General features: G+C 41.2%; 24 protein-coding genes. 13 read left to right on the plus strand and 11 right to left on the minus strand.

Annotated elements, in window-relative coordinates; all coding sequences use genetic code 11:
- Positions 1-3: 3 nt before the first annotated feature.
- Complete coding sequence (gene purN, locus E0H79_RS06425) at positions 4-633, plus strand: phosphoribosylglycinamide formyltransferase (protein ID WP_131261179.1); 630 nt, start codon at positions 4-6, stop codon at positions 631-633.
- A gap of 89 nt (positions 634-722) precedes the next feature.
- On the opposite strand, the gene E0H79_RS06430 is transcribed toward purN, so the two are convergent.
- The gene (locus E0H79_RS06430) at positions 723-1,541 is read right to left on the minus strand and encodes an alpha/beta fold hydrolase (protein WP_004971819.1); all 819 of its coding nucleotides are present in this window, start codon (positions 1,539-1,541) and stop codon (positions 723-725) included.
- Positions 1,538-2,560 carry a signal peptide peptidase SppA gene (sppA, locus tag E0H79_RS06435; RefSeq protein WP_004971820.1) on the minus strand — a complete coding sequence of 341 codons (1,023 nt, stop codon included), beginning with the start codon at positions 2,558-2,560 and terminating at the stop codon, positions 1,538-1,540. Before sppA ends, E0H79_RS06430 begins: the two co-directional genes overlap by 4 nt.
- Before the next feature lie 127 nt (positions 2,561-2,687).
- Between sppA and E0H79_RS06440 the strand changes: the two genes are divergently transcribed.
- Complete coding sequence (locus tag E0H79_RS06440) at positions 2,688-3,677, plus strand: lysophospholipid acyltransferase family protein (RefSeq protein WP_004971822.1); 990 nt, start codon at positions 2,688-2,690, stop codon at positions 3,675-3,677.
- Here E0H79_RS06440 and E0H79_RS06445 read toward each other — a convergent pair.
- The gene (locus tag E0H79_RS06445) at positions 3,634-6,042 is read right to left on the minus strand and encodes a DNA internalization-related competence protein ComEC/Rec2 (protein ID WP_228258774.1); all 2,409 of its coding nucleotides are present in this window, start codon (positions 6,040-6,042) and stop codon (positions 3,634-3,636) included. The two genes, E0H79_RS06440 and E0H79_RS06445, sit on opposite strands and share 44 nt — an antisense overlap.
- Here E0H79_RS06445 and E0H79_RS15510 point away from each other — a divergent pair.
- Positions 5,939-6,205, plus strand: a complete 267-nt coding sequence (locus tag E0H79_RS15510) for a hypothetical protein (RefSeq protein WP_228258775.1) — start codon at positions 5,939-5,941, stop codon at positions 6,203-6,205. The genes E0H79_RS06445 and E0H79_RS15510 overlap by 104 nt on opposite strands.
- Here E0H79_RS15510 and lolD read toward each other — a convergent pair.
- On the minus strand, positions 6,202-6,885 hold the full coding sequence (gene lolD, locus E0H79_RS06450) for a lipoprotein-releasing ABC transporter ATP-binding protein LolD (RefSeq protein WP_104853214.1): 684 nt from the start codon (positions 6,883-6,885) through the stop codon (positions 6,202-6,204). The two genes, E0H79_RS15510 and lolD, sit on opposite strands and share 4 nt — an antisense overlap.
- Entirely contained in the window at positions 6,878-8,113 is a 1,236-nt protein-coding gene (locus E0H79_RS06455; protein ID WP_104853304.1) for a lipoprotein-releasing ABC transporter permease subunit, read from the minus strand. The genes lolD and E0H79_RS06455 overlap by 8 nt, the downstream gene beginning before the upstream one ends.
- A gap of 25 nt (positions 8,114-8,138) precedes the next feature.
- Between E0H79_RS06455 and E0H79_RS06460 the strand changes: the two genes are divergently transcribed.
- Positions 8,139-8,702, plus strand: coding sequence for a PilZ domain-containing protein (locus tag E0H79_RS06460; RefSeq protein ID WP_004971830.1), 564 nt, complete (start codon positions 8,139-8,141; stop codon positions 8,700-8,702).
- Between the two features lie 76 nt (positions 8,703-8,778).
- Here E0H79_RS06460 and E0H79_RS06465 read toward each other — a convergent pair whose 3' ends face one another.
- Together E0H79_RS06465 and E0H79_RS06470 are read right to left on the minus strand one after the other, a co-directional pair.
- The gene (locus E0H79_RS06465) at positions 8,779-9,690 is read right to left on the minus strand and encodes a DMT family transporter (protein ID WP_104853213.1); all 912 of its coding nucleotides are present in this window, start codon (positions 9,688-9,690) and stop codon (positions 8,779-8,781) included.
- A 12-nt stretch (positions 9,691-9,702) separates the two neighbouring features.
- Positions 9,703-10,170: a YaiI/YqxD family protein gene (locus E0H79_RS06470; RefSeq protein ID WP_004971836.1), complete on the minus strand. Its 468-nt coding sequence runs from the start codon at positions 10,168-10,170 to the stop codon at positions 9,703-9,705.
- A gap of 239 nt (positions 10,171-10,409) precedes the next feature.
- Between E0H79_RS06470 and E0H79_RS06475 the strand changes: the two genes are divergently transcribed.
- Complete coding sequence (locus E0H79_RS06475; protein ID WP_019837949.1) at positions 10,410-11,342, plus strand: hypothetical protein; 933 nt, start codon at positions 10,410-10,412, stop codon at positions 11,340-11,342.
- A gap of 489 nt (positions 11,343-11,831) precedes the next feature.
- Positions 11,832-11,972, plus strand: a complete 141-nt coding sequence (locus E0H79_RS15240; RefSeq protein ID WP_004971840.1) for a hypothetical protein — start codon at positions 11,832-11,834, stop codon at positions 11,970-11,972.
- Between the two features lie 95 nt (positions 11,973-12,067).
- Here the strand turns inward: E0H79_RS15240 and serC are convergent, their stop codons facing one another.
- Entirely contained in the window at positions 12,068-13,147 is a 1,080-nt protein-coding gene (gene serC / locus E0H79_RS06480; protein ID WP_004971842.1) for a 3-phosphoserine/phosphohydroxythreonine transaminase, read from the minus strand.
- A 255-nt stretch (positions 13,148-13,402) separates the two neighbouring features.
- On the opposite strand from serC, the gene E0H79_RS06485 reads away from it, so the two are divergent.
- The 7 genes from E0H79_RS06485 to E0H79_RS06515 all read left to right on the plus strand — a co-directional run bounded on the left by E0H79_RS06485 (position 13,403) and on the right by E0H79_RS06515 (position 20,453).
- Entirely contained in the window at positions 13,403-13,846 is a 444-nt protein-coding gene (locus E0H79_RS06485) for a hypothetical protein (protein WP_131261181.1), read from the plus strand.
- Between the two features lie 241 nt (positions 13,847-14,087).
- The gene (locus tag E0H79_RS06490) at positions 14,088-14,402 is read left to right on the plus strand and encodes a hypothetical protein (RefSeq protein ID WP_035310653.1); all 315 of its coding nucleotides are present in this window, start codon (positions 14,088-14,090) and stop codon (positions 14,400-14,402) included.
- A protein-coding gene (locus E0H79_RS06495) for an IS5 family transposase (protein WP_131261182.1) occupies positions 14,392-15,205 on the plus strand; the annotation gives its coding sequence in 2 pieces (ribosomal slippage) (positions 14,392-14,778 and positions 14,780-15,205; 813 coding nt in all). The genes E0H79_RS06490 and E0H79_RS06495 overlap by 11 nt, the downstream gene beginning before the upstream one ends.
- Before the next feature lie 397 nt (positions 15,206-15,602).
- Complete coding sequence (locus E0H79_RS06500; protein ID WP_004971852.1) at positions 15,603-17,084, plus strand: TolC family protein; 1,482 nt, start codon at positions 15,603-15,605, stop codon at positions 17,082-17,084.
- 11 nt (positions 17,085-17,095) lie between these two features.
- Positions 17,096-18,226 carry an HlyD family secretion protein gene (locus E0H79_RS06505; protein WP_131261183.1) on the plus strand — a complete coding sequence of 377 codons (1,131 nt, stop codon included), beginning with the start codon at positions 17,096-17,098 and terminating at the stop codon, positions 18,224-18,226.
- Positions 18,226-19,356, plus strand: coding sequence for an ABC transporter permease (locus tag E0H79_RS06510; RefSeq protein ID WP_131261184.1), 1,131 nt, complete (start codon positions 18,226-18,228; stop codon positions 19,354-19,356). The genes E0H79_RS06505 and E0H79_RS06510 overlap by 1 nt, the downstream gene beginning before the upstream one ends.
- A complete protein-coding gene (locus E0H79_RS06515) occupies positions 19,353-20,453 on the plus strand; it encodes an ABC transporter permease (RefSeq protein ID WP_096901141.1) in 1,101 nt (366 codons plus the stop codon). Before E0H79_RS06510 ends, E0H79_RS06515 begins: the two co-directional genes overlap by 4 nt.
- Positions 20,454-20,480: 27 nt before the next feature.
- On the opposite strand, the gene E0H79_RS06520 is transcribed toward E0H79_RS06515, so the two are convergent.
- The 3 genes from E0H79_RS06520 to E0H79_RS06530 all read right to left on the minus strand — a co-directional run.
- Complete coding sequence (locus E0H79_RS06520; RefSeq protein WP_096901142.1) at positions 20,481-20,906, minus strand: DUF3887 domain-containing protein; 426 nt, start codon at positions 20,904-20,906, stop codon at positions 20,481-20,483.
- A gap of 68 nt (positions 20,907-20,974) precedes the next feature.
- Positions 20,975-23,950, minus strand: a complete 2,976-nt coding sequence (gene gyrA / locus E0H79_RS06525) for a DNA gyrase subunit A (RefSeq protein ID WP_131261185.1) — start codon at positions 23,948-23,950, stop codon at positions 20,975-20,977.
- A gap of 171 nt (positions 23,951-24,121) precedes the next feature.
- A partial coding sequence (locus E0H79_RS06530) for a transposase (RefSeq protein ID WP_323052921.1) occupies positions 24,122-24,397 on the minus strand: 276 nt, incomplete at its 5' end.

A 24,397-nucleotide genomic window follows, 5' to 3' on the forward strand; every position in this document is an offset into this window, starting at 1 on the left:
CAGATGATCAAAATAGCTGTCCTCGTTTCAGGCAGCGGAAGTAACTTACAAGCCCTGATAGATGCCAATCTTTCAGGGCAAATTGTTGGGGTTATTTCCAATAAGCCTGATGCTTATGCTTTACAACGCGCTCAACAAGCAGGGATTCAAACTGCAGTGATTGAGCACAAACAATATCCGAGTCGTGAATTATTTGATGATGTCATGCATCAACAATTACTTGATTGGGATGTTGATTTGGTTGTTCTCGCAGGCTTTATGCGTATTTTAAGTGCCAAATTTGTGCATGCTTGGGAAGGTAAAATGCTCAACATTCATCCTTCACTCTTGCCGCATTATAAAGGCATGCACACCCATCAACGTGTACTCAATACAGGCGATACTTTACATGGTTGTACCGTGCATTATGTCACTGCTGAATTAGATGCAGGTCAAGCACTGGCACAAGGTGTGTTGCAAGTAAACATCCACGATGATGCCGAAAGCTTGGCGAACCGTGTGCATGTGTTGGAGCATTTGATTTATCCGCAAGTGGTTGAATGGATTTGTAACGGAACCATTCAGCACACTGCGCAAGGTGTGATGTATCGCCAACAACTGTTACAACAACCTGTGCAGTTTTGCAATTTTTAAATATTCTTTAAGTATGTAGCTTTTGATATATACGAAAAAACGCCTGTTGATCAGGCGTTTTTTATGGTTCGTATTTGGTTCAGACTGAATTAAACAGAAGCAGCTTTACTCTGCTGTGCTTGAATCAAATCTTTAATCAACTGCACCGTCGCTTCAGGTTTTTCTAAAGGGAACATATGTCCACCTTCAACCACCTGATAAGCAATGTTGAATTTCTTGGCGGTAATTTGTGGGAAACCTGCTTTTAAGAACGGCCCTTTTTTTGCAATCACCAATTCTGTCGGCACTTGCAGTTTTGCTTGCGGTAACCACCACAGTGATGGATTGGTTCTAAAAATATTGACCTCGTCCATTTTTGGAATGGTCAATTGTACCCCGCCTCGTACATGGTCATCAGTCAAAGCATGCTCGATATAAGCCTGAAAACAGTCGGCATCAAAATCTTGATAAAAACCTTTCGGACGCAATAAGTCTGCTGCTTGCTCACGACTTTCCCAATGATCACGACGGCGCAAAGACAAAGATGCAGGCGACAGTTGATCTACTGCTTTAAGCTTAAACATTTTGGCAAAATGTAAAAACACCGATGCTTTACCCATAATTAAAGGTGGATCAAGCATGATCACTTGTTCAAATAATTCAGGGCGTTGTAAAGAGGCTTGAAACGACAACACTGCACCTAAAGAATGCCCCAACGCAATCACTTTACGTCCCTGAGCTTGACGTACAACACTGTCAATCACTTGTTGGGTTAAGCTTTGCCAATGATTATCAATCGGATAACGCTTATCTGGCCCCAACAAAGGGACGTAAATCACATCGTAATCATCTTTAAGTAAATCAAACAGTTTTTGATAAACCTTCGATGGCACGCCATTGGCATGCGCAAAATGAATCAGTGGTTTCATTGTAATTTCGCGTTTTGCTCAGTCTGAATATGTTGAGATAAAGAAGTGGCAAAGCCCTCTCCCACTGCTGCCCCCATACGACCCAACACAGAGTCTAAAGGACTGTGTTCAATGGTATAGTTCACTGTTTTATCTAGGTTTAAATCACGCTTCAGGCTATTTAAACTGCCAATCTTATCGGCAATGCCTAAAGTCACGGCTTGCTCACCTGTCCAGAACAGACCTGAGAAAATCGCAGGATCTTGTGATTTCAGTTTCGCGCCGCGTCCATCTTTCACTGCTTGAATAAAGTGGCCATGCACATTATCTAATACGGCTTGCACATGTTTTTTCTGTTCAGGATCAACAGGTTGTGTCATCGACAATAAGGCTTTATTTTCACCTGAGGTCATAGTACGATCTTCCACACCCATCTTCTGCATTAAACCGCTCAGCCCATAATTTGGCATAATCACGCCAATTGAACCCACCAAACTTGATGGATTGACAATAATTTCATCTGCAGCGGAAGCAATGTAATACGCACCTGAAGCGCCAGTATCGCCAATCACGGCATAGAGTTTTTTCCCTTGATGCTGTTTTTTCAGATATTGAATTTCTTGCCAGATTTCATCTGACTGCACAGGTGAACCACCCGGAGAATTAATATTTAGCACCACCGCCTGACTGTTGCTGTTTTCATAGGCTTTTTTCAGTGACTTGATGGTGTCATTGCTGTTCACACTTTGCTTATCAGATGCAATTGTGCCAACAATATCCACCACCGCGATATGTGGACTCGCTGCCGATGGATTCGTGGTCGTGGTACTGCACCCTTTGCCCATTATCACCAACAGTAAAAATATATAAGCAAAAGTTAAAAACTTAAAGAAAATCCCCCAACGACGTGCACGACGTTGTTCTTCAACTGAAGCTAAAACAGCTTTTTCTAATAGTTTCCACTCATTACCTGTGGGCTGCTGTGCTTGTGGAGATATTTGTTGTGATTCATTTTGTGGTTTTGGTGGCCAATCGGACATGAAACAATCCAAAAAATAGTAAATTTGCTCCATTATATACACGGAATTGGCAAAAACTGTCTAAAGCCTGTATTTTCTCCTATAATATTTTACATCTTTATCCTTTCTATCAATTGATGCTGTCGTTATGACCGAACCTGCACCGACAACGGCTTTATCGCGCCTGCTTGATTTTGTCAGTCGACAACCTTTAACAGTTGCGCGTTTTTTTGCAAAATCTTTGGCTTTTTTGGTCAATACACTGCGTTTGAGTAAAACCTCTCAAACCATTCAACTCAATCTACAAATTGCGCTTCCTGAGCTGAACTCACAACAACGCGAACAGATTACCCAGCAAGCAATTCGTAACGAACTGACCTCTTATTTTGAGTTTTTTCATATTTGGGGATCAAGCAATCAAAAAAATATTCAAAGAATCCATCAGGTACATGGTTTAGAACTATTACAAGATGCACTGGCTGCACAAAAGGGTTTGGTCTTAATTGTGCCGCATTTTGGCACTTGGGAAATTATGAATGCGTGGATCGCTCAATATACGCAAATGACCATCATGTATAAACCTGTCAAAAACCCTGCGGCAGATGATTTTGTGCGCCAAGCACGTAGCCGTGAACAGGCACATTTAGTCCCAACAGATGAATCTGGGGTACGTCAAATTTTTAAAGCACTCAAACAAGGCGGAACCACTGTCATTTTGCCAGACCATACCCCAAATATAGGTGGTGAGATGATTCCTTTTTTTGGTATTCCGTTGGAATCGAGTAATTTAAGCGCCAAATTGATTCAGAAAACTAAAGCAAAAGCTTTGTTCTTATATGCGTTAAGAAATGCAGATCAAGGCTTTGATATGTATATCGAAGCGATAGATGAGCACATTTATCAGTGTGATGCCAATGCAGGGACAGCTATTATTCACCGTGCAATTGAAGATTTGATCCGTCGTTATCCTACACATTATCACTGGAGTTATAAACGCTATAAAGCCCATCCAGATTTACGCGGGGTCTATCATAAACCTGTGCAAGAAGCCTTGGCAGATGTGCAGGCTGTACGTGCCCAGACACAGAACCAAACTAACGCTGCAACCACAATTTCTGCTGCCGATACGGCTGTATAAGCATACGCTGTTGTGCATCTACAGAAAAACGTACGCTGCCCTGTTGTATGGTGTTCATGAACGGAATATTGAGCGCAGCTAAGCGTTGCTGAACTAAAGAACTAGGATGTCCATAACGATTATCAAAACCTGCAGATGCCACGGCCAATTTGGGTTTAAAATGTGCTAAAAAATCATAGGCAGAACTGTGCTTACTCCCATGATGACCCAAAATTAACACATCTACTTTTAAATCAGGATATTCCTGCAACAATTGATATTCAGTTGCCCAACCTGCATCGCCCATCACTAAAAAATGCTGATATGGCTGTGCGGATGGCACTGAAATATACAACACACATGACAACTCATTTTGTTGCTGTGCGGCATAGGGTAATTGACTCGGTTTAGGAGATAAAACTTGTATCTGTACCTGATGTGGTAAAGACCACTGTTGCCCTTGCTGACACAAATTAAACTTGCTATTTACTGCCACATCTACGGTCTGATTGGCAAAGACATGCTGAATATTGACTTCATTTTGCAAATGAGGAAATGCACCACTATGGTCTTGGTCTAAATGACTTAAAACCACCAAGTCCAGTTGTTTAATACCATGCACCGCTAAAAATGGACGTAAAATTTGCTGTCCAATACTAAACTTACTTTCATCATAAGAACCGCCCACATCAATCATCATGTTGTAATGACCTGAACGTAAAAATAAAGCTTGTCCCTGCCCAACATCGAGTACTGTTAATTCAAATGGTTGTCGTTGGCTATCGACTATAATCAGTGGAACAAAACATAAGATTGCCCAAGTTTTAGGCAATACCGATTGTGGTAAAAATAGCAGAAATAAGCCTAAACATAGACAGACATACACCGCTGCAGACATCGACAAAGTATGTAACCGTGGTACAAAAACGGTTTCCATCCCCCGAAAAATCAAGCGCAACAAAGCCATAGCTAGATCATTCAATTGAAACAGTATTGACGCCAAGGGTTCAAAAATAAAAAAGCAAATTCCTGCCAAAACATCTAAAGGCACGATCAGCATACCAATCAATGGAATTGCGATGATATTAATAAGCGGTGCAATCCACGCCACTTGTTTAAAAAACACAATCACCAAAGGAAATAAGGCAATAAAAATTTTCCATTGCGACTCGATTAGAATTTTGCTGGCATGTTTCAGTTGCTGCCAACGATTCAGCTCTATACGTGGTTGCGCACTCAAGCTCTGATAAATACGCAGTAGAATAAAACAGGCCCCGTAAGACAGCCAAAAAGCAGCAGACAGTACACTTAAAGGATCAAACCATAATAATAAGGCAGCACTATAAATCAGCAAGGCAAAGCCTTGAAGCTTCTGCTTCAGCACTAACATTACTGTCACTAGACTGCACATCAGCAAGGTTCTTAATGCAGGAATTTCAAAACCGACAAAGGCGGTGTACAGCAATACACAACTTAAAAATGGCAACATGAGCAAGTATTGTTTAGGCATCCACAAATACCAATGCGGACGGTAATACCTAATCAGCTGACGTAATGCCCAACATAGCATGCCTGCAAAAATCAGCACATGTGGCCCTGAAATAGCCAATAAGTGGCTAATTCCAAAACGCTGAAACTGTGCTTCAGTTTCTGCATCTAATAGGCTTTTATCTCCTGTGAGTAATGCAAGAATTAAACCTTGATGATGCAAAGGTTGCTGCTGAATAAACAGTCGAATTTGATAACGCTGCTGTTCAATCCATAATCGAAATTTTGCCCATAGCGTCTGTTGGGCACGCCAATGTTGTGTAAACCCCATGGCATAAATTTGTTCAGCCGAGATAGGCTGAATCTGCTCAACCCGAAAACCACTCATAATATTTTGCTGTAAATACCACCGCTCTACATCAAATGCACCTGCTGTGGCATAACTATGCGCAGGGCGAATTTTTCCACTTAATTTATAATAGTGTCCAAGTTCTAAATTTTGCCCATGATCAACTTGGGTCTGAGTTAAACTCGCTAACCATTTCACGGTTTGAGGATGTCGGTTTAACACTTCGACCACTTGTGAAATGCCGTTGTCATTTAGTTGATTTAACTCTCTGACATAAACTACAACTTCGATAAATTCAGGATTTAGCTCGCGCCATTGTAAACGCTGCTGCATCTGAGTATCGGCATAAATCAAGCCGAGAGCATAACTCAAAACCCCTGCTACACAAACATTCAAACATTTCCAATAAATTGAAGATAAGCGAGCTTGCAACAAATACTGCGCGATGACACAGCATAGCACTAGTAAAACCATTGCGCTGGGCATGGCAGTCAGAAGATGTATTGGAAAAGAAGAAGAATGTATTCCGACACAGGCGATCCCAATCACCCAAGCCAGACCAATCAATTGCAGCATGAATATTAAACTTATTATTTTTATTGGCATGCATCATAAAGCCCACCGAAGTGGGCTTCAACAAAACAATCTTATTCCAGCAATTGCTATTTTAAACGCAATCGCTTTTGAGCGGCTTTACGAGCTATGCCCCTAAGCATCTACCCAAACACCATCTTGCATGTGCAGAATGGTATCGGCAGATTTTGCCAGTTCTTCATCATGGGTCACAATCAGCATCGCCATGTTAAATTCACTGCGTAATTCACGCAGCAATTCAAAAATTTTAACTGCAGTTTTGCGGTCTAAGTTTCCAGTAGGCTCATCGGCAAGCATGAGTGCGGGTTTCGCCACCAACGCACGTGCCAATGCAACACGCTGACGTTCCCCTCCAGAAAGCTCACCAGGTTTGTGGGTTAAACGATGCGACAAACCGACACGCTCAAGCAGATACTCTGCCTGTGCCTTCACCTCTTTATAGTTCGTGCCTGCGCGTAACATTAACGGCATCGCCACATTTTCAAGCGCACTAAACTCAGGCAGCAAGTGATGAAATTGATAAACAAAACCGAGGTATTGATTACGCAAATAACCGCGCTCAGCTTCGCCTAAATTGTCAAAACGCTGACCATTTAAAAATACTTCGCCTGTACTTGGTCGGTCTAAGCCACCTAAAACATGCAATAAGGTACTTTTACCCGAACCACTCGCCCCAACAATAGACATAAATTGCCCCTGCTGAACTTGTAAATCTAGACCACGAATCACTTCAACAGTGGTTTTGCCATCGGTAAAGTGTTTAGAAACTTGCTTGGCTTCCAGAACAATCTTACTCATAACGCAATGCCTCTGCTGGTTGAATTTTCGCGGCACGTAATGCAGGGTAAATCGTCGCCAAGAAACTTAAAATTAATGACAAGCTCACAATCACCACCACATCTTGCCATCTTAAATATGAAGGTAAGTAGTTGATAAAGTAGGCATCAAATAAGTTTAGCCCTAATACATTATTCAACCATGCAATAAAGCCACTGATACTGGACGCGAAAATAATCCCCAAGATTGCACCTGAAACCGTACCAATAACCCCAATGACCGTACCTTGCACCATAAAAATTTTGGTAATCGTGCTTGGTGATGCACCCAAGGTTCTTAAAATCGCAATATCCGATTTTTTATCGGTCACAACCATCACCAAAGAAGACACGATATTAAATGCAGCCACCAAAACAATTAGGAATAACAATAGGCTCACCATCGCCTTTTCCATTTGAATGGCGCTAAACAAGTTGCCGTGCGTATAAGTCCAGTCCGAAGCATAAAAATTGGCAGGTAGCTCTTGCACAATATCTCGAGATACTTGTGGTGCAGCAAAAATATCATCCAGTTTTAAACGTACACCTTGCGCACCATCGGGTAAACGCAGCAAAGTCGAAGCATCATTCAGGGCGATATATCCCATCATCGAATCGACTTCTGCACCAATACTAAAAATACCAACCACTTTGAAGCGTTTAAAACGCGGTACAACCCCTGCAGGGGATGGCGTTGCTTCAGGTAAAACCAAGGTGATGCTGTCGTTTAAACCCAAACCCAAGGCATCAGTCATTTGTTTGCCCAAAACAATACCGAACTCACCCTTTTTCAGATTGTCGATACTGCCTGCAACCATGTGGTTTTGAATGATGGATACTTTCTTTTCGTATTCGGGTTCAATTCCCGTGACCATAATGCCCGACACTTGCCCTTGTGCGGTCAACATGCCTTGCAATTGCGTAAATGGTGCAGCACCAACAACATGCTTATGTTGCTCAACTTTCGTTGCAAGTTCTGGCCAATTTGTTAAAATTTGTGTTGATGAAACAGTGGCTTGAGGTATCATGCCCAAGACACGGTTTTTTAATTCACGATCAAAACCATTCATCACTGAAAGTACGGTAATGAGGACGGCAACACCCAAAGTTAGACCGATCATCGAAACTAAGGCAATAAAAGAAATAAAGTGGTTACTGCGCCGAGCGCGCGTATATCTCAACCCTATATATAGCGAGATTGGTTTAAACATACCATCAAGTCCGAGGTAATACATTATGGAAAATTTACAGCATCAAAGCGTCGCGTCTGAACGTCGTGTCATGTCACGAATTGATGCTGCCCTGAGAATCAATTACCAGATCATTTCTGACGATGTTGCGCTGAACGACCCTTACGATGCTAATTTTGTTTTACCGCGTTATTTTCTACTACTCGCAGAATTAGATCAATTTGATCATGCATTAAACTACGAATTAGAACAATTAACTGAAAAAGATCAACAAATTGCTCGAATCTTATCCTTATTCAACCAAAAATTAAACCTTATTACAGGGTCTTTATACGATGCAATTGTACAAAGCATGTTACCTATCCCTGAACAGGTCAATTTTTCAGAAAGTGGTTTCAGTTTTTATAGTGAACGTGAATTAAACACGGGCAGTTATATTCATGTCACGCTCAGCCATCCTGAAAACTTTTTCCATATAGCCGCAACCGCGCAAGTGGTTTACAGCCGTGAAGAAGAAAATGGACAATATCGTACTGGGGCGTATTTTATTACTCTACACCCTCAAGATCGCGTCAAACTTGCAGAAGCCGTTGCTTTAAAACAAGCATAATCTAAGAAATAAAATAAATCATTTCTGCATGTTCGCGTATATAAAATCACGAGGATAACGCCATCTTTGCATATCGTTAGGATGGTGTTTTGATTTTCTGAGCCAATGCCCGACTTGCTTTAAGATCACGATAAAAATACAGCACTAAGCCTGACAATAAAACCAAAGCGCCCACAAATACCATGACCGATAAAGCTTCTTGATTGAGTAAAGCACCAATCAACAAAGCAATCATTGGCGTCATGACGGTGGTTAAAGATAAGGTGGTCGCCTGAATATTCTGCACCAATTTAAAATAACAGAACATTGCAATCAAAGAAGCCATGATCACGGTATAAAGTAAAGCTGCGATAGATTTAAGACTCGGCAAACTAGTCGGTACATATTGCCAAATAAACGGCACAATACATAAAGCCGCAATGGTTGATACCAAAATCGAGCCAGTTGCCTGTGCTACAGGTTCAACTTGCGCATTAACTTTTTTCACCCAGAAAATAGACATGGTGTAGGTCAATACACTAAACAGCATTAAAACAATACCCAGAGGATGCACATGCTGTGTTTCGCCGCCAAAGCAGATGATGCCAAGCCCTAAAATGGACACTGTCATTCCGATCCATTGAATACGTGCCAAATGCAACTGAAACACAAAACGACCAATCAAACCTGCTATGATGGGGGTCAGACCAAACATCAGGGCGATAATGCCTGAGCTTAAATAAGCGGTGGCAATGTAGGTGAAAATTTGTGAACCGATCAGACTAAACGAACCTGCCAAATAACTATGCCACGCTTGTAGATGATGTGGAAATTTCACTTTTAACAGCAGCAATAAAATAATAGCTAAGGGCAAAGCAATGAAAAAACGTAGCACCAAAGCCCAAAGCATGTGTAAATCTGACACACTCCAGACAATTGCCAAAGGCGTTGTTGCCCAAATGAAAACCAATAAGGCATAGGTCATCATAATATTGGTTTTAGAAGGCATGCGTGACTCGTATTAAGCAGTTTTACGTTTTTGCTTTTGGATGGTTTGATCTAGACTACTTGAAAACTCACGTTTATCACGTTCTGAAATAGGTGCTGGCCCACCTGTTTGTACGCCTGCACCACGCAAAGTATCCATAAAATCACGCAAATGCAGACGCGCTTTCACATTGGCAACAGTATAAATTTCACCACGTGGATGAATCGCTATTCCGCCCTTTTCAATCACTTGTGCCGCTAGTGGAATATCCTGCGTGATCACAATGTCGTGTTCCTTCATGCGATCTACAATTTCCTGATCGGCGGCATCGGCACCATGCATCACTTGAATAGAGTTAATCCGTACCGAAGGCGTAATCCCGACCGATTGATTGGCAACAAAAGTGACTTCAAGTTGGTAACGATCTGAAGCACGTAAAATGACTTCTCTTAGAATTTTAGGTAATGCATCTGCATCAACCCAAAGTTTAAATGGCAGCACTGTGCAACCCTGATAATAATATGCGACTAGTGTATCAAACTCATTACATTGCAGTATGTTTAAAATGCTCAGAATTGCATGCTAAAGTGTAGATGGATGTGATTTTGTTTCTGCTGCATCGCTGTCCACAATCTGTACAAATGCAGTGGCATTACATGAAATTTCAGCCAAAGACTTGAAAAATCGAAATAACCCTCGATCTAAGAGTAAAGAAAAGAACCCAACATCTCAAAGTGCTTATGAACAATCAAAATAGACCAGAAATCATCCGCATTGAAGATCAGAACTTCGGCAGCCATGTTGAACATTGGAATTTACTCACGGATGAACCCTGCACCGAAGTTCCAAAATGGTTAGGACTGGCTCTAGATGCACCAATTATGCCAATGGGTTTATGCCGCCAAGAAGCAGAAATGGATCAAAGCACATGGCTGATTCAAGGCCCAAGCAAAGAGGCAATTCAATTGACACAAGTGATTGCGGTTGAAAATAACAAACCACAAGCTGTAAAAACGGCTTTCCCTTGCTTTGAAAGTCCTTACAAAGTTGAAGCTAAAATTGAACGTATCATTAGCTGCAAATCTAACACTCAAGCGGTGCTTCGACTCAATTTAGGCAACAACAGTATTGTCTATGCTTTTGACAGTTTATACAGCGTCAACCATCAACAATACCAAAAAGATCAAACCTACTGGGTGCATTTAAACGCATGGGCGTATGAACTTGAAGCTGTTGCTGAAGGCGAACAATTGGTGGTCGATGATCCTGCGTCAATTAAACACCATCGTGCGCTGAATGATATTTTAGCAGCCAATGATGGTGTTGCACCTGCCAATCTGCAAGAACAAATTGACGCATGGCAACCTAAGTCCGAAGATGACAAAGCACCTGTAACGGTGGATTTTTCTAAAATGGTCGCATATTTATATGGCGAAAATATCGGTCAGGAAGATGAAGCTTGGTTTCAGGGCAATGTTGTTGGTAAAACCAGTTTTGAATTCATGAATCAAGCCTATACTGTTTATGATGTCACTCTAATTCATGATGAAAATCAGCCTGCGATTTTAATTCGTCTTGCAACTAAAAATCCTGCGCACCAAAACTTTGAAATTGGACAATACATTCGTGGCAATATTTGGATTCAAGCCAATATTCACAATATAAAACAGTAGTTTATTAAAAATAAACCTCAAAGTAGCTGTCTAAATAATAAATTCATATTCATCATCCCCCCATCCTCGCCTTCTCCTCAGGGAGAAGGAACTTTCAATACTTATTTCACTGATGGCTTATAATCAATTTTTGATTGTTAAAAGCGTGCTATTGATAGTATGAATATATTGATGCTTATTTAAGCATTTTAAATTCAAAAAAACGCAGTTATCCATAGCTTTAAATTTATTATAAATTCAAAATCAGCCATATTTTAAATCGAATATGTGGATAAGTTATTTTAAAACCCAAACATCTGCACCAAGCACCGTAGATAATCTGAAAGCCTTGAGTGGTGCGGATTTTAAAAATCAACACAGAATTAATTCATTATTGGCAGATATTATATTTAAAATAAAATTAGTACTTTATTTAATCAATTTTTTATGCTAAAAATATAGCCGTATTTAAATATTTAACGATAAATAGATCATCGGAAAATAATATCTATGAAAATCGTGCAAGAAGAAAACTTACAGCATGTAGAACATCAACTTGAGCAACGCTATCAGCTCGACCCGATGTCTTGCCTATTTTTTGCATTAGGCATGCTGCTCTCCGCCTACGGCTTACACTATTTTGTGTTCTGAGTTTCACTCATCAACAAGCCTCTATGACTTTTCACCTATTTCTATAAAAAAAACCCAGCTAATTCAGCTGGGTTTTTGCTTTTTACTACTATCAATTAACCGTGACGTTTTGCAAAGTCATCCATAAAGTTAACCAAAGCTTGTACGCCATCTAATGGCACTGCATTATAAATACTTGCGCGCATACCACCTACAGAACGGTGACCTGCCAAGTTCAACAAACGGTTTTCTTCAGCTTCTTGCAAGAATTGTTTTTCCAGTGCGGCATCAGCCAAAGTAAACGGAACGTTCATAATTGAACGGTTTGCGCTATAAATTGGATTCGCGTAGAAATCGCTTGAATCGATATAACCGTATAATAATTTCGCTTTTTCTAGGTTAGCTTGATGAATCGCATCTACACCACCGTTTTGCAATAACCACTCAAACACTAAACCAGACAAATACCATGCATAAGTTGCAGGTGTATTCACCATGGAATCATTTTTTGCCTGTGCTGAATATTTCAAAATGCTTGGAATTTCAGGCTTGGCTTGATCAAGCAAATCTTCACGTACAATCACAATGGTTAAGCCTGCTGGGCCAATATTTTTTTGCGCACCTGCATAAATCAGACCAAATTTAGATACATCTAAAGGTGCAGATAAAATGCTTGATGAGAAATCACATACCAACGGTTTGTCTGTTTCTGGAATATTGGCAAACTGCAAACCACCAATTGTTTCGTTATCTGCATAATGCACATAGGCAGCATCGGCAGATAAGTTCCATTGGCTTTGTTCGCTAATGGCATGCTTACCTTCAATCTGAATACCCGCTTCAACGACATGAATATCGCCATAGCGCTGCGCTTCTTTTAAGGCTTTTTCAGACCAAATACCCGTGTGGATATAATCTGCCTTGTTGTTTTTACCCAACAAATTCAATGGAATCGCAGAGAATTGTAGCGATGCACCACCCTGCAAGAACAATACTTTGTAGTTCTCAGGAATATTCATGAGTTTGCGCAGGTCTGCTTCCGCTTTTTCAGCCATGGCAACATAGTCGGCACTACGGTGGCTCATTTCCATGATCGAAAGACCTTTGCCATGCCAGTCAAGCATTTCAGCTTGAGCTTTTTCAAGTACGGCAGTCGGTAATGCTGCAGGACCAGCACAGAAGTTGTACGCGCGCATGATTTTTCCTTTCAGAGTGAAACACAATAAAATGATGGCATTTAACCATATCTGGCAGGGTCTTGCACAAAATTATTTCAATCTATGAGCCAAGATAGAGTCAAAAAATCAATGTAGATTCGAGGGATAAATTTACTAAATCAAAAAAAGAGGTTGAAATGTGTGCGACAATATCTGTCGCAAATTGATCAAAAAAACCACCCACTACTCCTAATTAAATGATATTTTAAATAAATATTAAAGGAGAAATAAACAATGACAACATTCCTCAATCACTTTAAGGTAGATAAAAATTTACTTGAAGTTGACTTCTTTGACCCTAATCTGGAAACAGATACTCGCTTATACATTGATAGTTATTATTTAACTCGTTGTGAGAACATACATTCCAAGTCTGCTCTGACTACTCAGCAAAATTTTATGAAATGTTTAATGGAAGCTCTTAAAGAAAAAGATGAAATTAAAGCAAGAAAATTATGCTCCCATTTTCCTGAGCCCAAATATACTGGCATTGGTGCAACTAAAGAAGGAGTAAATGGCAAAGGATCACACGATATTAAAGTTGAATATATACTCACATGCTTAAAGTCTTCTCAGGCAGCTCAGACAGGCTTATTAGAAGATCTTGAAGAATTAATATTAGTTGCAGATGGTATAGGTCTGGACACTATTTCAGATATAACGACTAGGGTCTGTTGACATTTCATAAATGGCTTGCGCTGTAGGCTAAAACTGAGCAGATCAGGCATGAAACGCAAGGAATAGCGAGATTATTGCTAAGTTTCATAACGCAATCTGAGAAAGTTTTAGCCACAGCCTTTCAGGGCGAGCATATTTTTTGCTGCTATTGCGTTATGTGCCAGTCATTTAAAATGACTAAATTTCCTGTCCCATACCTTATAGCAGCTAAAAAATATGCGTTGCCGCAAACATAGACGAATTGTCAACAAACCCTAATATTTGCTTTAAACATTTTGCAGAATATACATTAGAACAATGTGAAAAATTAGGTATAGAAACGACTGAAACAAAAGAGGCTATTCATTTCTTTTGTGCAATCGATAACGAATGGAAAAAATCAAAATTTTCACTTCCTCACGCTCCTTGGGGGCCTAATAAAGTTGTTGGACCTGTAATTTTGTTACCTCAAAATATCTTGGAATCTATGATTAGCTATAAAACTAATTATTTTTTCACTAATATTAGACCTCTTGCGAAAGTAAAAAATTGTTTATACTCATCTCATGAAATATGAAAATTTAACAAGATTTAATGATGAAGAATTTAAACGACTTGTTGGAGTTCCTCGTCCATTATTCTTAAAAATGGTATCAGTGTTACAACATGCTGAACTTGCCAAGAAAAAATCTGGAAGACCTCATTCGTTGTGTTTAGAGGATCAATTGTTGTTAACTTTAAATTACTTACGCTGTTATAGAACTCAAATTGAGTTATCCGCCGACTATAACCTAGCTGAAAGTAATGTGAATCGTACGATTCAGAAAGTTGAAAATGCTCTGATTCAATCACGGATTTTCGCATTGCCGAAAAGGAATCAAAAGTTTAATGAGGGGGATTATGTAATCGTTGATGTTACTGAGTCACAGATTGAGCGTCCCAAAAAAACAAAGAAAATTCTATAGTGGTGAAAAGAAGAAACATACGCTAAAAACACAGGTCATTTTTAACCCCCAATTAAAGCAAATTATAAGTATACAGATTGAAGATGGCAGAAAACACGATCTGAACATTGCGCGTAAGCATTTGAAGGAGATGATTATTTATTCTTATATCATGGCAGATTTAGCCTATAAAGGATTTCATCAGATTAAGAGTAAGTTACTCATTCCAATCAAGAAACCTAACAATTTATCATTACCCCAAATAGCAAAACAGATCAACCAAGAAATCAGTCGGCGTAGGATCACAATTGAACATATCAACGGCAAACTTAAACATTTTCGGATATTAACAGAACGCCATAGAAATAGACGGAAACGATTTGGTCTAAGAATGAATTTAATTGCTGGAATGGTGAATTGGATGCTCTTAAATTAACTTTCGCAAGAGATCTATTGCCACCCCTTTATTTAAAGAAGAAGTTTTACGTAGAGATGCTTCAGCAAGCTTTATTTATTCTTTAAAATCTGGCGAGAAAAGAGTGAATGTAAAAAAATGCGAGAGCAACATCCTGAATTTCGAGGGGGGAAAAAGCAATATGGATGAATTAATCGCAAAAAATCCAAGACTTTTAAAAGAATATAGAGAAAAAGTAGCTAAAAAACGCTATTTAAAAAGAAAAGGTAAAAAAAGAAGATTAGAGGACGCATAAGCGTGCTTTTTATAGACAAATGTACAAGAAACAATACTATAACTTTACACTAGTTCTATCTGCGCACCTTTGATTTATACTAGCGGGATAACATTACCGGCTTTATATCAGTTTAGCGACTTTATGAACTTAAAGAAAAATAAAAGACAGCTTGTCTGGGGTTTAAATCTGCTTGCATCTATGATGTATGGCAGCTTTGCTCATGCACAGAGCATCAGCTTTCAGGATGCTGAACGTCAGTTGTTGCAAAATTCTTATAGCAGCCAAGCCTATCAAAGTCTGGAACAGGCTTCAAAACTTGAAGCTGAAGCAGTAAAAGGCGTAGGTCTGCCACGTGTCGACCTGAATGTTCGTGCCTATGCCTTTCACAGTGAAGTCGATATTCCATTAAAGCAATTTAAAAATAATCTGGAGAATTCACTCTCTCAAGGCGTGAATGGCCGGCTTAATGAGTGGGAGGCCAGTAATGGCGTGGATCTACCTGCAGGTATTACCGATCCACTGCGTGATGGACTTAACAATACTATTCATAGCGGAGTTGGTCTGATTCCGGATACGTCTAATGTCATCCTTGAGGATCAGGTGATTCGCCCCACTGTTTCCGTGATTATGCCAATATATACTGGAGGCCTCACCCGTAGTGCCAAAGAAATTGCCAATATTCAGGTCGGTCGTAGTCAGCTCAGCAACAAACAGCAGCAAGATACGCAGCGTTTTGAACTGATTCAAAGTTATTTTAATGTGCAGCTCCAAAAGCAATTGCATGCAGCTGCGCTGTTTAATCTGAATGCCATGCAGCAGCATTATCGCAATGCCTTAAAAATGGAACAGCAAGGTTTTATCAGTAAAGGCCAGCGTATGCAATTTGAAGTGGCACGTAATAATGCCGAGCGCAGCCAGCAAAATACGCAGGCCAATTTGAATGCTGCGCTCTTCCAGCTGAATAATCTGCTTCAGGAAAGTAGCATCACTGAGCTTTCGACGCCTTTATTTGTCAATAAAACCGAGCCACAGGCCTTAAATCATCTGCTAAAAACTTTTAGTCAGAACTCTGCGCTGATTCAAAAAATGCAGCTGGATACCCAATTGGCCCAAGCCAATGTGAAAGCCCAGCAAGCAGCGAAAAAACCAAATGTATTTGCTTTTGGCGAATATAGTCTGGATCAAAATGAAAACTGGATTGTCGGGGTTGCCGCACGCTATAACCTGTTTTCCGGGATCGATAAAAACAAGAATATTCAGGCTGCCGAACTCAAACGCTCTGCAACAGAACTGCTTACTGCACGCACCCAGCAGGAAATTGAAAATCTGATTTATAAATCTTATAGCGAAGCACTTAGTGCACAGCAAAGTGATGTACTTCTGGCACAAAACTTGAAAGCCGCACAGGAAAATTTACGCATCCAAGAATTGTCTTTTAAAGAAGATACGGGCACCGCCACACAGGTCATCGATGCACAAAATATGCTGAGCGGACTACGAGCTGAAACTGCCTTGAATGCTTACAAATATGTGATGTCACTGGCCACACTATTACAAAGCCATGGCTCGATTGCAGAATTTCCAACCTACATTCAACATGCCAACACCCACTATATTCGCTAATGGAGCCGAACATGAACGAAGATCAAAAACCCAATGATCCTGTGAATGAAGTGGCTTCATCCAGCGATACAGAAAAATCGCCTGCGCAACAGGTAGAAACAAAAACTGAAATAGAAAACAACGCGACGACTTCGACCGAGCAACAACAAGCTCCTGAAATCGCTAAAAAGAAAAAATATTTATTGCTCGCCCTGATTCCAGTTCTGCTGGCAGTCATCGCTTTTGGATTGTGGAAAAGCTACCAACCGGCTCCGCTTGAATTGCAGGGTCGTGTAGAAGCTGAAACAGTTCAGGTGGCGACCAAAGTGCCAAGCCGTATTGAAGAAATCTATGTAGAAGAAGGTCAGCGGGTCAAAAAAGGCGATGTACTGGTGCGCTTAAACAGCCCGGAAATTCAGGCCAAAAAACAGCAAGCCGCAGCGGCTTTACAATCTGCGCTGGCCTTACAATCGACTGCTGAACGTGGCTCGCAGGAAGAAAATATCGCCAGTCTGTATGCCAACTGGCAATCGCTGAAAGCACAGCAAAATTTAGCCAAAGTTTCTTATGAGCGTGGTGCAAATTTATTGAAGGAAGGTGTGATTTCACGCCAGCGCCGTGATGAATTGTATGCAGCCAGTCAATCAGCGGCGCAAATGACAGAAGCAGCGTATCAGCAATACGCACGTGCCAAACGTGGCAGCACCTCGCAGCAAAAGAGTTCTGCCGATGCACAAGTAGATATTGCCCAGGCTGCGCTGGATGAAGCCAATGCTTTAGAAGCAGAAACCCAATTAGTAGCACCTGTAAACGGAACGGTGTCTAAAACCTATGGCAAAGTCTCGGAGCTGGTAGCCACCGCAGTCCCTGTGGTCAGCCTGATTGAAGATCAAATGTGGGTGAGCCTGAATATTCGTGAAGACCAATATGCCCCATTTCAGAAAATGAGCAGTATTAAAGGTTATATTCCCGCCCTAGATAAAACCGCCACTTTTCAAATTAGACAGATCAGTGCTGAAGGTGAATTTGCCACCATTAAGACCACACGTCAAACCGGCGGTTATGATGTGCGCAGTTTTAAGCTGCATCTTGTACCCACACCAGCGATTTCTGAACTGAAAGTCGGGATGAGCGTGTTATTTAAACTGAAAGAGACCCGATAATGTGGACGGGTATATGGCGCGAACTGCGCTATCTGCTCAGCGAAAAATGGGATCTGTGTCTGGTCACGCTGGCACCTGCACTGGTGATTATTTTATTCAGCAGCATGTTTGCTCAAGGGAAATCGGATCATTTACCGATTGCGATTATTGATCAAGACCAGAGTGCGCTGAGTCAAAGCATTTATCAACATGTGGCGCTGAATCATACTCTTAAAATTGCTACGGTGTCGGAACAAACAGCTGAAATTGAGCGCCTGTTAAATCAAAATAAAATTTGGGGTTATATCCATATTCCAAGCGGTGCCGAGCAACGTCTGGTTCGTGCCCAGGATGCTGACATCAGTATTGCTTTTAACCAGAGTTATTTCAGTATTGGAAATACCATTTCCTCGGCCATGCTGGTCAGTACCCTACAAGCACTCGCTGAATTTAGCGGACAGCAATATCTGGGCAACCGACTCCCCTCTCTCGAAGCACCGTCACCGCATATTAAAATATCTCCGCTGTATAATCCGCAGCTGAATTATGAATTCTATCTGGAACCCTATGTCATTCCGGCAATTCTGCATTTACTGCTGTGTTGTTGTGTGGCATTTTCCGTCGGTCAGGAACTGAAGCGGCAGACCTTAACAAGCTGGATTAGCAACTCATCCATCTGGATGGCATTGCTGTCTAAGAACCTGATCTATGTGGCTATTTTTAGTCTATGGACCTGGATCTGGATGTTCTGGCTGATTGAAATTCGCGGCTGGTTTGTTGCCGGCTCGCTCGCTCTGATTCTATCGGCACAATTTCTGCTATATAGCGCTTATGCATTTTTAAGCAGTGCAGTGGTTCTGGCAACCAAAGATTTAAGTAAATCTTTTGGCATCATTGCGGTCTATGGTGGTTCATCTTTAAGTTTTGCCGGTGTGACTTTACCTTTAAATAATGCGCCCCTATTCACCCAGCTCTGGTCCAATATTATTCCGTTTACGCCCTATGCCAAATTACAAACTGAACAATGGGTGATTGGTAGTCCATTGCATATTTCACTGCAAGCTGGATTCATGCTGCTGATCTATGCCCTAGTTTACGCTCTGCTGGCTTATCTGTTTCTTAAAAAAATAGTTAAAGGAGCAGTCCAATGAAATCCCTCTGGTTTTACTATCTGCAAAGCTTTAAGGATATTGTCAGTCACGGCACGATCTTTACCACGCTTATTCTATCCGTCTTGTTTTACAGCTTTTTTTATCCAACCGCTTATCAGGCACAGCAGGCTGAAGCCTTACCGATTATTATTGTCGATGAAGAACAAAGTAACTTAAGCACCCGTATTATTGGTCAAGTGGCACAAAGCCCCAATGTGGAGATTGAGGCGATTACCGGCAATTTTTCCGAGGCCAAACAATGGGTGGAATCACAAAAAGCCGATGGTATTTTACTTCTGCCGGACAATTTATCGCAAAGCTTAAGGCATGGTGAAACAGGTGGCATTGGCCTGTATTTAAGTACAGCCAACTTTTTAGTAACCAAACAAATTGGTCTGGGCTTAGCCACATCAGTTGAGCAAACTTTGGCAGATTATACTGAACGCTTTGGCAAGGTCTCGGATTTTTCACCTGCCCTTTCTGTGCATCAAATTCCTTTATTTAATCCGCTGTCCGGCTATGGCAGCTATGTCTTTCCTGCGGTTGCACCTTTAATTATCCACCAAACCATTCTTTTGGGTTTGAGTATGCTGATTTTGGTATATCGGGAAAGAAAAATAGAATTAAACACAAATGCATTGATTGGGATGTGTTTAGCGGTCTTCACCATTGGTTGTCTGGGATGTTTCTATTTATTCGGCTTTAGCTTCTGGCTATTTGATTATCCGCGCGGTGGCAACCTGCTCGGGATGCTGCTGGCTGTTGCGGTTTTTATCTACACGATAATTGGCATGACCTGCTTATTTGCTAGTTTTCTGGATCTGCCGGAACGTGCGGGGCATGTCATTGTATTCACTTCTATTCCACTGTTCTTTTTATCTGGTGCGGCCTGGCCGCATGCTGCCATGCCCACCTGGATGCAAGTCGTTGGCGAAATCCTGCCCTCTACCCAAATTGTGCAGATGTTTATTCAACTCAATCAGATGGGTGTGCCTACAACACTGATCTTGCCTAAATTGCTCTATCTTGGAATGATCGGTAGCTTGTGCTTTTTTTTGGCTTATCGACGTTTAATTTCTGGTCATCAAAGCAGATAGAGCATTATAGCAATGCTCCTATTCCACTTATTTACCCGATTCGCCAAAGACTTGAATATTGAAATTACGAATCTTGTTGCTACCATTCGGCTTGTCAAAACTAACATCATACTGAACCAGATTTTCCGGATAGGCAATTTCATAGCTGACCTTATATTGCCCAAGCTGATTGGTTGCTTCTTCAATCTCTTTGGTCATTAAAGTCTTAGACTTGTATTCACCTTGAGGAATTGAACGTGAAAAGCGTTTCATCAGCTTTTCATTGTCCTTAAACTGGGTTTGCAACTGCGGCTCTAACTGATCCAAAAACTCGTCATACTTCCCATCACGCAAATCCTCATAGGCTAGCTGTGCCGCCTTTTCCTGTTCAGGACTCGGATCTGGAATATTGTCCATTGAATTACAGCCACTCAATGCAACCGCTGCTGCCAACAACATTAATTTGGTTTTCATCGCTTACCCTTATGCAGTCAACGTTTATAAAAAAGGACGCCGAAGCGCCCTTTTTATCAGTAAAAAACTTATTCTTCTACTGAATTTTCACCGTCTTTTTCCACTTGCTCAGTTTCAGCAACTGCATCCGTTTCAGCCACTAAAGATTCTGCACCTTCAATCGCTTCAACAAACTCGTCTTCTTCAACAGCTTCAATCGCTTCTACACCCACCAGTGTTTCGTTTTCACCCAAGCGGATTAAACGTACACCTTGTGCATTACGACCTGTTTGCGCCACTTCAGAAGCGCGAGTACGCACTAATGTACCGCCATCAGAAATCAGCATCAGTTCTTTGCTTTCATCAATAGCAACTGCACCGACCAATTCACCATTACGTTCAGAGGTCTTAATGGCAATCACACCTTTACCACCACGTTTTTTGGTTGGGAAGTCGTCTACAGGTGTACGCTTACCATAACCATTCGCCGAAGCACACAAAACTTCGCCTGTTTCTGGTACTACGACTAGCGATACGATACGGCTGATGAGTGCTGAATCTGAACTGTCTTCATCATCGCCATCGACTTCTACATCTTCGACATCTTCAACTTGTGCTGAACCGAAGCTAACACGCATACCACGTACGCCTTTGGCCGCACGACCCATTGAACGTACATCGGTTTCAGCAAAACGAATCGCTTTACCTTCATTGGAGAACAACATAATTTGCTGTTCGCCATCGGTAATTGCAACACCAATTAAAGTGTCTTCTTCATTCAATTCAATGGCACGTAAACCATTCGAACGTACGTTACTGAATTGTTCCAATTCAACACGTTTCACTGTACCTGATGCCGTTGCCATAAAGACATAAAAGTTTTTACGCAAGGCTTCTGCTTGTGATGCAAATTCTGCAATGATCTCATCGTCTAAATCGGTTGCAGAAAGCTCTACACCCAATTGTTTCAATTGCACACGCAATGCATCAGATAAATCATCACCATCTGCTAATTCAGCAAAGGCAGCTTCTAATTCTGCATAATGTGCAGCAATGATTGCGTTGGTTTGTATATGTGTAGCATTGGCTTTTACATAGCTACGGAAGTCTGCCAAACGCTCGGTAAATTTCTTCGGTGCATCAATGACAGGTAAAATCGCGGTGATGGTTTCATTGGCATCTAATGGCAATAAGTTCACCATTGGACGACCTTTCGCACCACGCGATGCCTGTGGCACTTCAAACACTTTCAGACGGTAAACTTTACCTACATCGGTAAAGCACAGCACCGTTGCATGGTTAGATGTCACGATTAAATGCTGCACATAATCATCTTCTTTCATCGACGTTGCAGATTTACCACGACCACCACGACGCTGCGCTGCGTAATCTGACAATGGTTGAGTTTTTGCATAACCTGTTTGTGAAACGGTCAGTACCACTTGTTCTTCTGGGATTAAATCTTCACGCGAGAAATCAATGCGAGATTCTACAATTTCAGTACGACGTGCATCGCCATATTGCTGTAAAACTTGCGCCAACTCTTCACGAATCACGCCCATCAACAAATTAAAGTCATTCAAAATTGCAGTTAATTCAGCAATTTGTGCCAAAATTTCAGAATATTCTGCATGTAACTTGTCTTGTTCTAGACCTGTTAAACGATGCAAACGTAATTCTAAAATTGCGGTCACTTGCGCAGGTGATAAACGATAGACCTGACCATCTAAACCAAACGGGCGGTTAGGGTCTTCGCCTTCAATTTCATCTGGACGTACAGAAACTGAACCTGCTTTTTCCAATAACGCAACTACACCACCTGCTGCCCACTCGCCTGCCTGTAAACGCTCACGCGCTTCGGCTGGGTTGGCAGAAGATTTAATCGTTTCGATGATGGCATCAATATTGGCCAACGCAACGGTTAAGCCTTCTAAGATGTGTCCACGTTCACGCGCTTTACGCAACTCGAACATGGTACGGCGGGTCACTACTTCTTGGCGGTGACGAATAAATGCCGCAATAATATCTTTCAGGTTCATCAATTTTGGCTGACCATTGTCTAGGCAGACCATGTTGATGCTGAATGAGTTTTCTAACTGCGTATTTAAGAACAGGTTATTCACAATCACTTCAGCGTTTTCACCACGCTTCAGATCAATTGCAATACGCATCCCTTCTTTATCAGACTCATCACGTAGTTCTGAAATACCTTCGAGTTTCTTCTCTTTTACCAGTTCAGCAATACGCTCAATGGTTTTGGCTTTATTGACCTGATAAGGGATTTCAGTAAAGACGATGGTGGTACGACCAGACTTTTGATCTTCTTCAAAATGATACTTACCACGAATATGCAAACGGCCTTTACCTGTACGATAAGCATCGACAATGCCTGATTTACCGTAGATGATGCCACCTGTAGGGAAGTCTGGACCTGTGATATGTTCCATCAACCCTTCAATTGAAATATTTGGGTTGTCTGCATAAGCCAAACATGCATGCACCACTTCAGTCATGTTGTGCGGTGCCATATTGGTCGCCATACCTACAGCAATACCTGCAGCACCATTGACCAATAGGTTTGGAATACGAGTAGGCATCACTTGAGGAATACGCTCAGAGCCGTCGTAGTTATCTTCCCAATCGACAGTGTCCTTTTCTAAATCGGCCAACAGTTCATGAGTAAGTTTGCGCATACGGACTTCGGTATAACGCATGGCTGCGGCACTATCGCCATCAATCGAACCGAAGTTACCCTGACCATCGACCAATTGATAACGCAAACTGAAATCTTGCGCCATACGAACAATTGTTTCGTAAACTGCAGAATCACCGTGAGGGTGATATTTACCGATGACGTCACCGACTACACGGGCAGACTTTTTGTAAGCTTTGTTGTAGTCATTGCCCAATTCGTGCATTGCGAATAGCACACGACGATGCACAGGTTTTAGACCATCTCGTACATCTGGCAGCGCACGTGACACAATCACGCTCATCGCATAGTCTAAATACGAGTGCTTGAGTTCATCCTCAATGGCAATCGGTCTAATTTCCGATACGCTCATGCATACTCCTTATTCTGCAAACAAATTTTGCTTGCATTTTATATGTCGTAAAACTTGCAAATGATTAGCCTGAAATGCAGGCTAAAAATAAAAACTAGCAAAAAATTATAGCATATACGCCTGTGTTTTTGTGCTTTAGAGATGATCTTAATCTTGTTAATTTAACCCCAGTTACGGATAAGCCAAAGATTTAATCACATGAATTTTAGGCTTATTCTTTTGGCAAAGTTGATACGCACATAGTGAAGAAAATACGCTTGCTAAAAAACCAGCAATCGAACGATGTTTACTCGTAACTAAGTGATATTTTTCTTTCAATAATCCTATCAATGTTTCAATTTTTTTACGTTGTCGTAGATGAAATTCATCAGAAAATGGCAATAAGGTCACTCTCATATTTTTTCTTGGATAAGTAATTAAATCAATGCCTTGCTCTTTAAGTGTTTC

Origin of the sequence: Acinetobacter sp. ANC 5045 (assembly GCF_004331005.1) — a bacterium.
GTDB classification, from domain to species: domain Bacteria; phylum Pseudomonadota; class Gammaproteobacteria; order Pseudomonadales; family Moraxellaceae; genus Acinetobacter; species Acinetobacter towneri.

Excerpts from the sequence above, each read along its gene's own strand:
- E0H79_RS06440 (WP_004971822.1), top strand. The coding sequence starts at position 2,688 with ATGACCGAACCTGCACCGACAACGGCTTTATCGCGCCTGCTTGATTTT.
- E0H79_RS06515 (WP_096901141.1), top strand. The coding sequence starts at position 19,353 with ATGAAATCCCTCTGGTTTTACTATCTGCAAAGCTTTAAGGATATTGTC.
- purN (WP_131261179.1), top strand. The coding sequence starts at position 4 with ATGATCAAAATAGCTGTCCTCGTTTCAGGCAGCGGAAGTAACTTACAA.
- E0H79_RS06510 (WP_131261184.1), top strand. The coding sequence starts at position 18,226 with ATGTGGACGGGTATATGGCGCGAACTGCGCTATCTGCTCAGCGAAAAA.
- E0H79_RS06465 (WP_104853213.1), bottom strand. The coding sequence starts at position 9,690 with ATGCCTTCTAAAACCAATATTATGATGACCTATGCCTTATTGGTTTTC.
- E0H79_RS06455 (WP_104853304.1), bottom strand. The coding sequence starts at position 8,113 with ATGTTTAAACCAATCTCGCTATATATAGGGTTGAGATATACGCGCGCT.
- E0H79_RS06460 (WP_004971830.1), top strand. The coding sequence starts at position 8,139 with ATGGAAAATTTACAGCATCAAAGCGTCGCGTCTGAACGTCGTGTCATG.
- E0H79_RS06500 (WP_004971852.1), top strand. The coding sequence starts at position 15,603 with ATGAACTTAAAGAAAAATAAAAGACAGCTTGTCTGGGGTTTAAATCTG.
- gyrA (WP_131261185.1), bottom strand. The coding sequence starts at position 23,950 with ATGAGCGTATCGGAAATTAGACCGATTGCCATTGAGGATGAACTCAAG.
- serC (WP_004971842.1), bottom strand. The coding sequence starts at position 13,147 with ATGCGCGCGTACAACTTCTGTGCTGGTCCTGCAGCATTACCGACTGCC.
- sppA (WP_004971820.1), bottom strand. The coding sequence starts at position 2,560 with ATGTCCGATTGGCCACCAAAACCACAAAATGAATCACAACAAATATCT.
- E0H79_RS06430 (WP_004971819.1), bottom strand. The coding sequence starts at position 1,541 with ATGAAACCACTGATTCATTTTGCGCATGCCAATGGCGTGCCATCGAAG.
- E0H79_RS06505 (WP_131261183.1), top strand. The coding sequence starts at position 17,096 with ATGAACGAAGATCAAAAACCCAATGATCCTGTGAATGAAGTGGCTTCA.
- E0H79_RS06475 (WP_019837949.1), top strand. The coding sequence starts at position 10,410 with ATGAACAATCAAAATAGACCAGAAATCATCCGCATTGAAGATCAGAAC.
- E0H79_RS06520 (WP_096901142.1), bottom strand. The coding sequence starts at position 20,906 with ATGAAAACCAAATTAATGTTGTTGGCAGCAGCGGTTGCATTGAGTGGC.
- E0H79_RS15240 (WP_004971840.1), top strand. The coding sequence starts at position 11,832 with ATGAAAATCGTGCAAGAAGAAAACTTACAGCATGTAGAACATCAACTT.
- E0H79_RS15510 (WP_228258775.1), top strand. The coding sequence starts at position 5,939 with ATGACACAGCATAGCACTAGTAAAACCATTGCGCTGGGCATGGCAGTC.
- E0H79_RS06485 (WP_131261181.1), top strand. The coding sequence starts at position 13,403 with ATGACAACATTCCTCAATCACTTTAAGGTAGATAAAAATTTACTTGAA.
- lolD (WP_104853214.1), bottom strand. The coding sequence starts at position 6,885 with ATGAGTAAGATTGTTCTGGAAGCCAAGCAAGTTTCTAAACACTTTACC.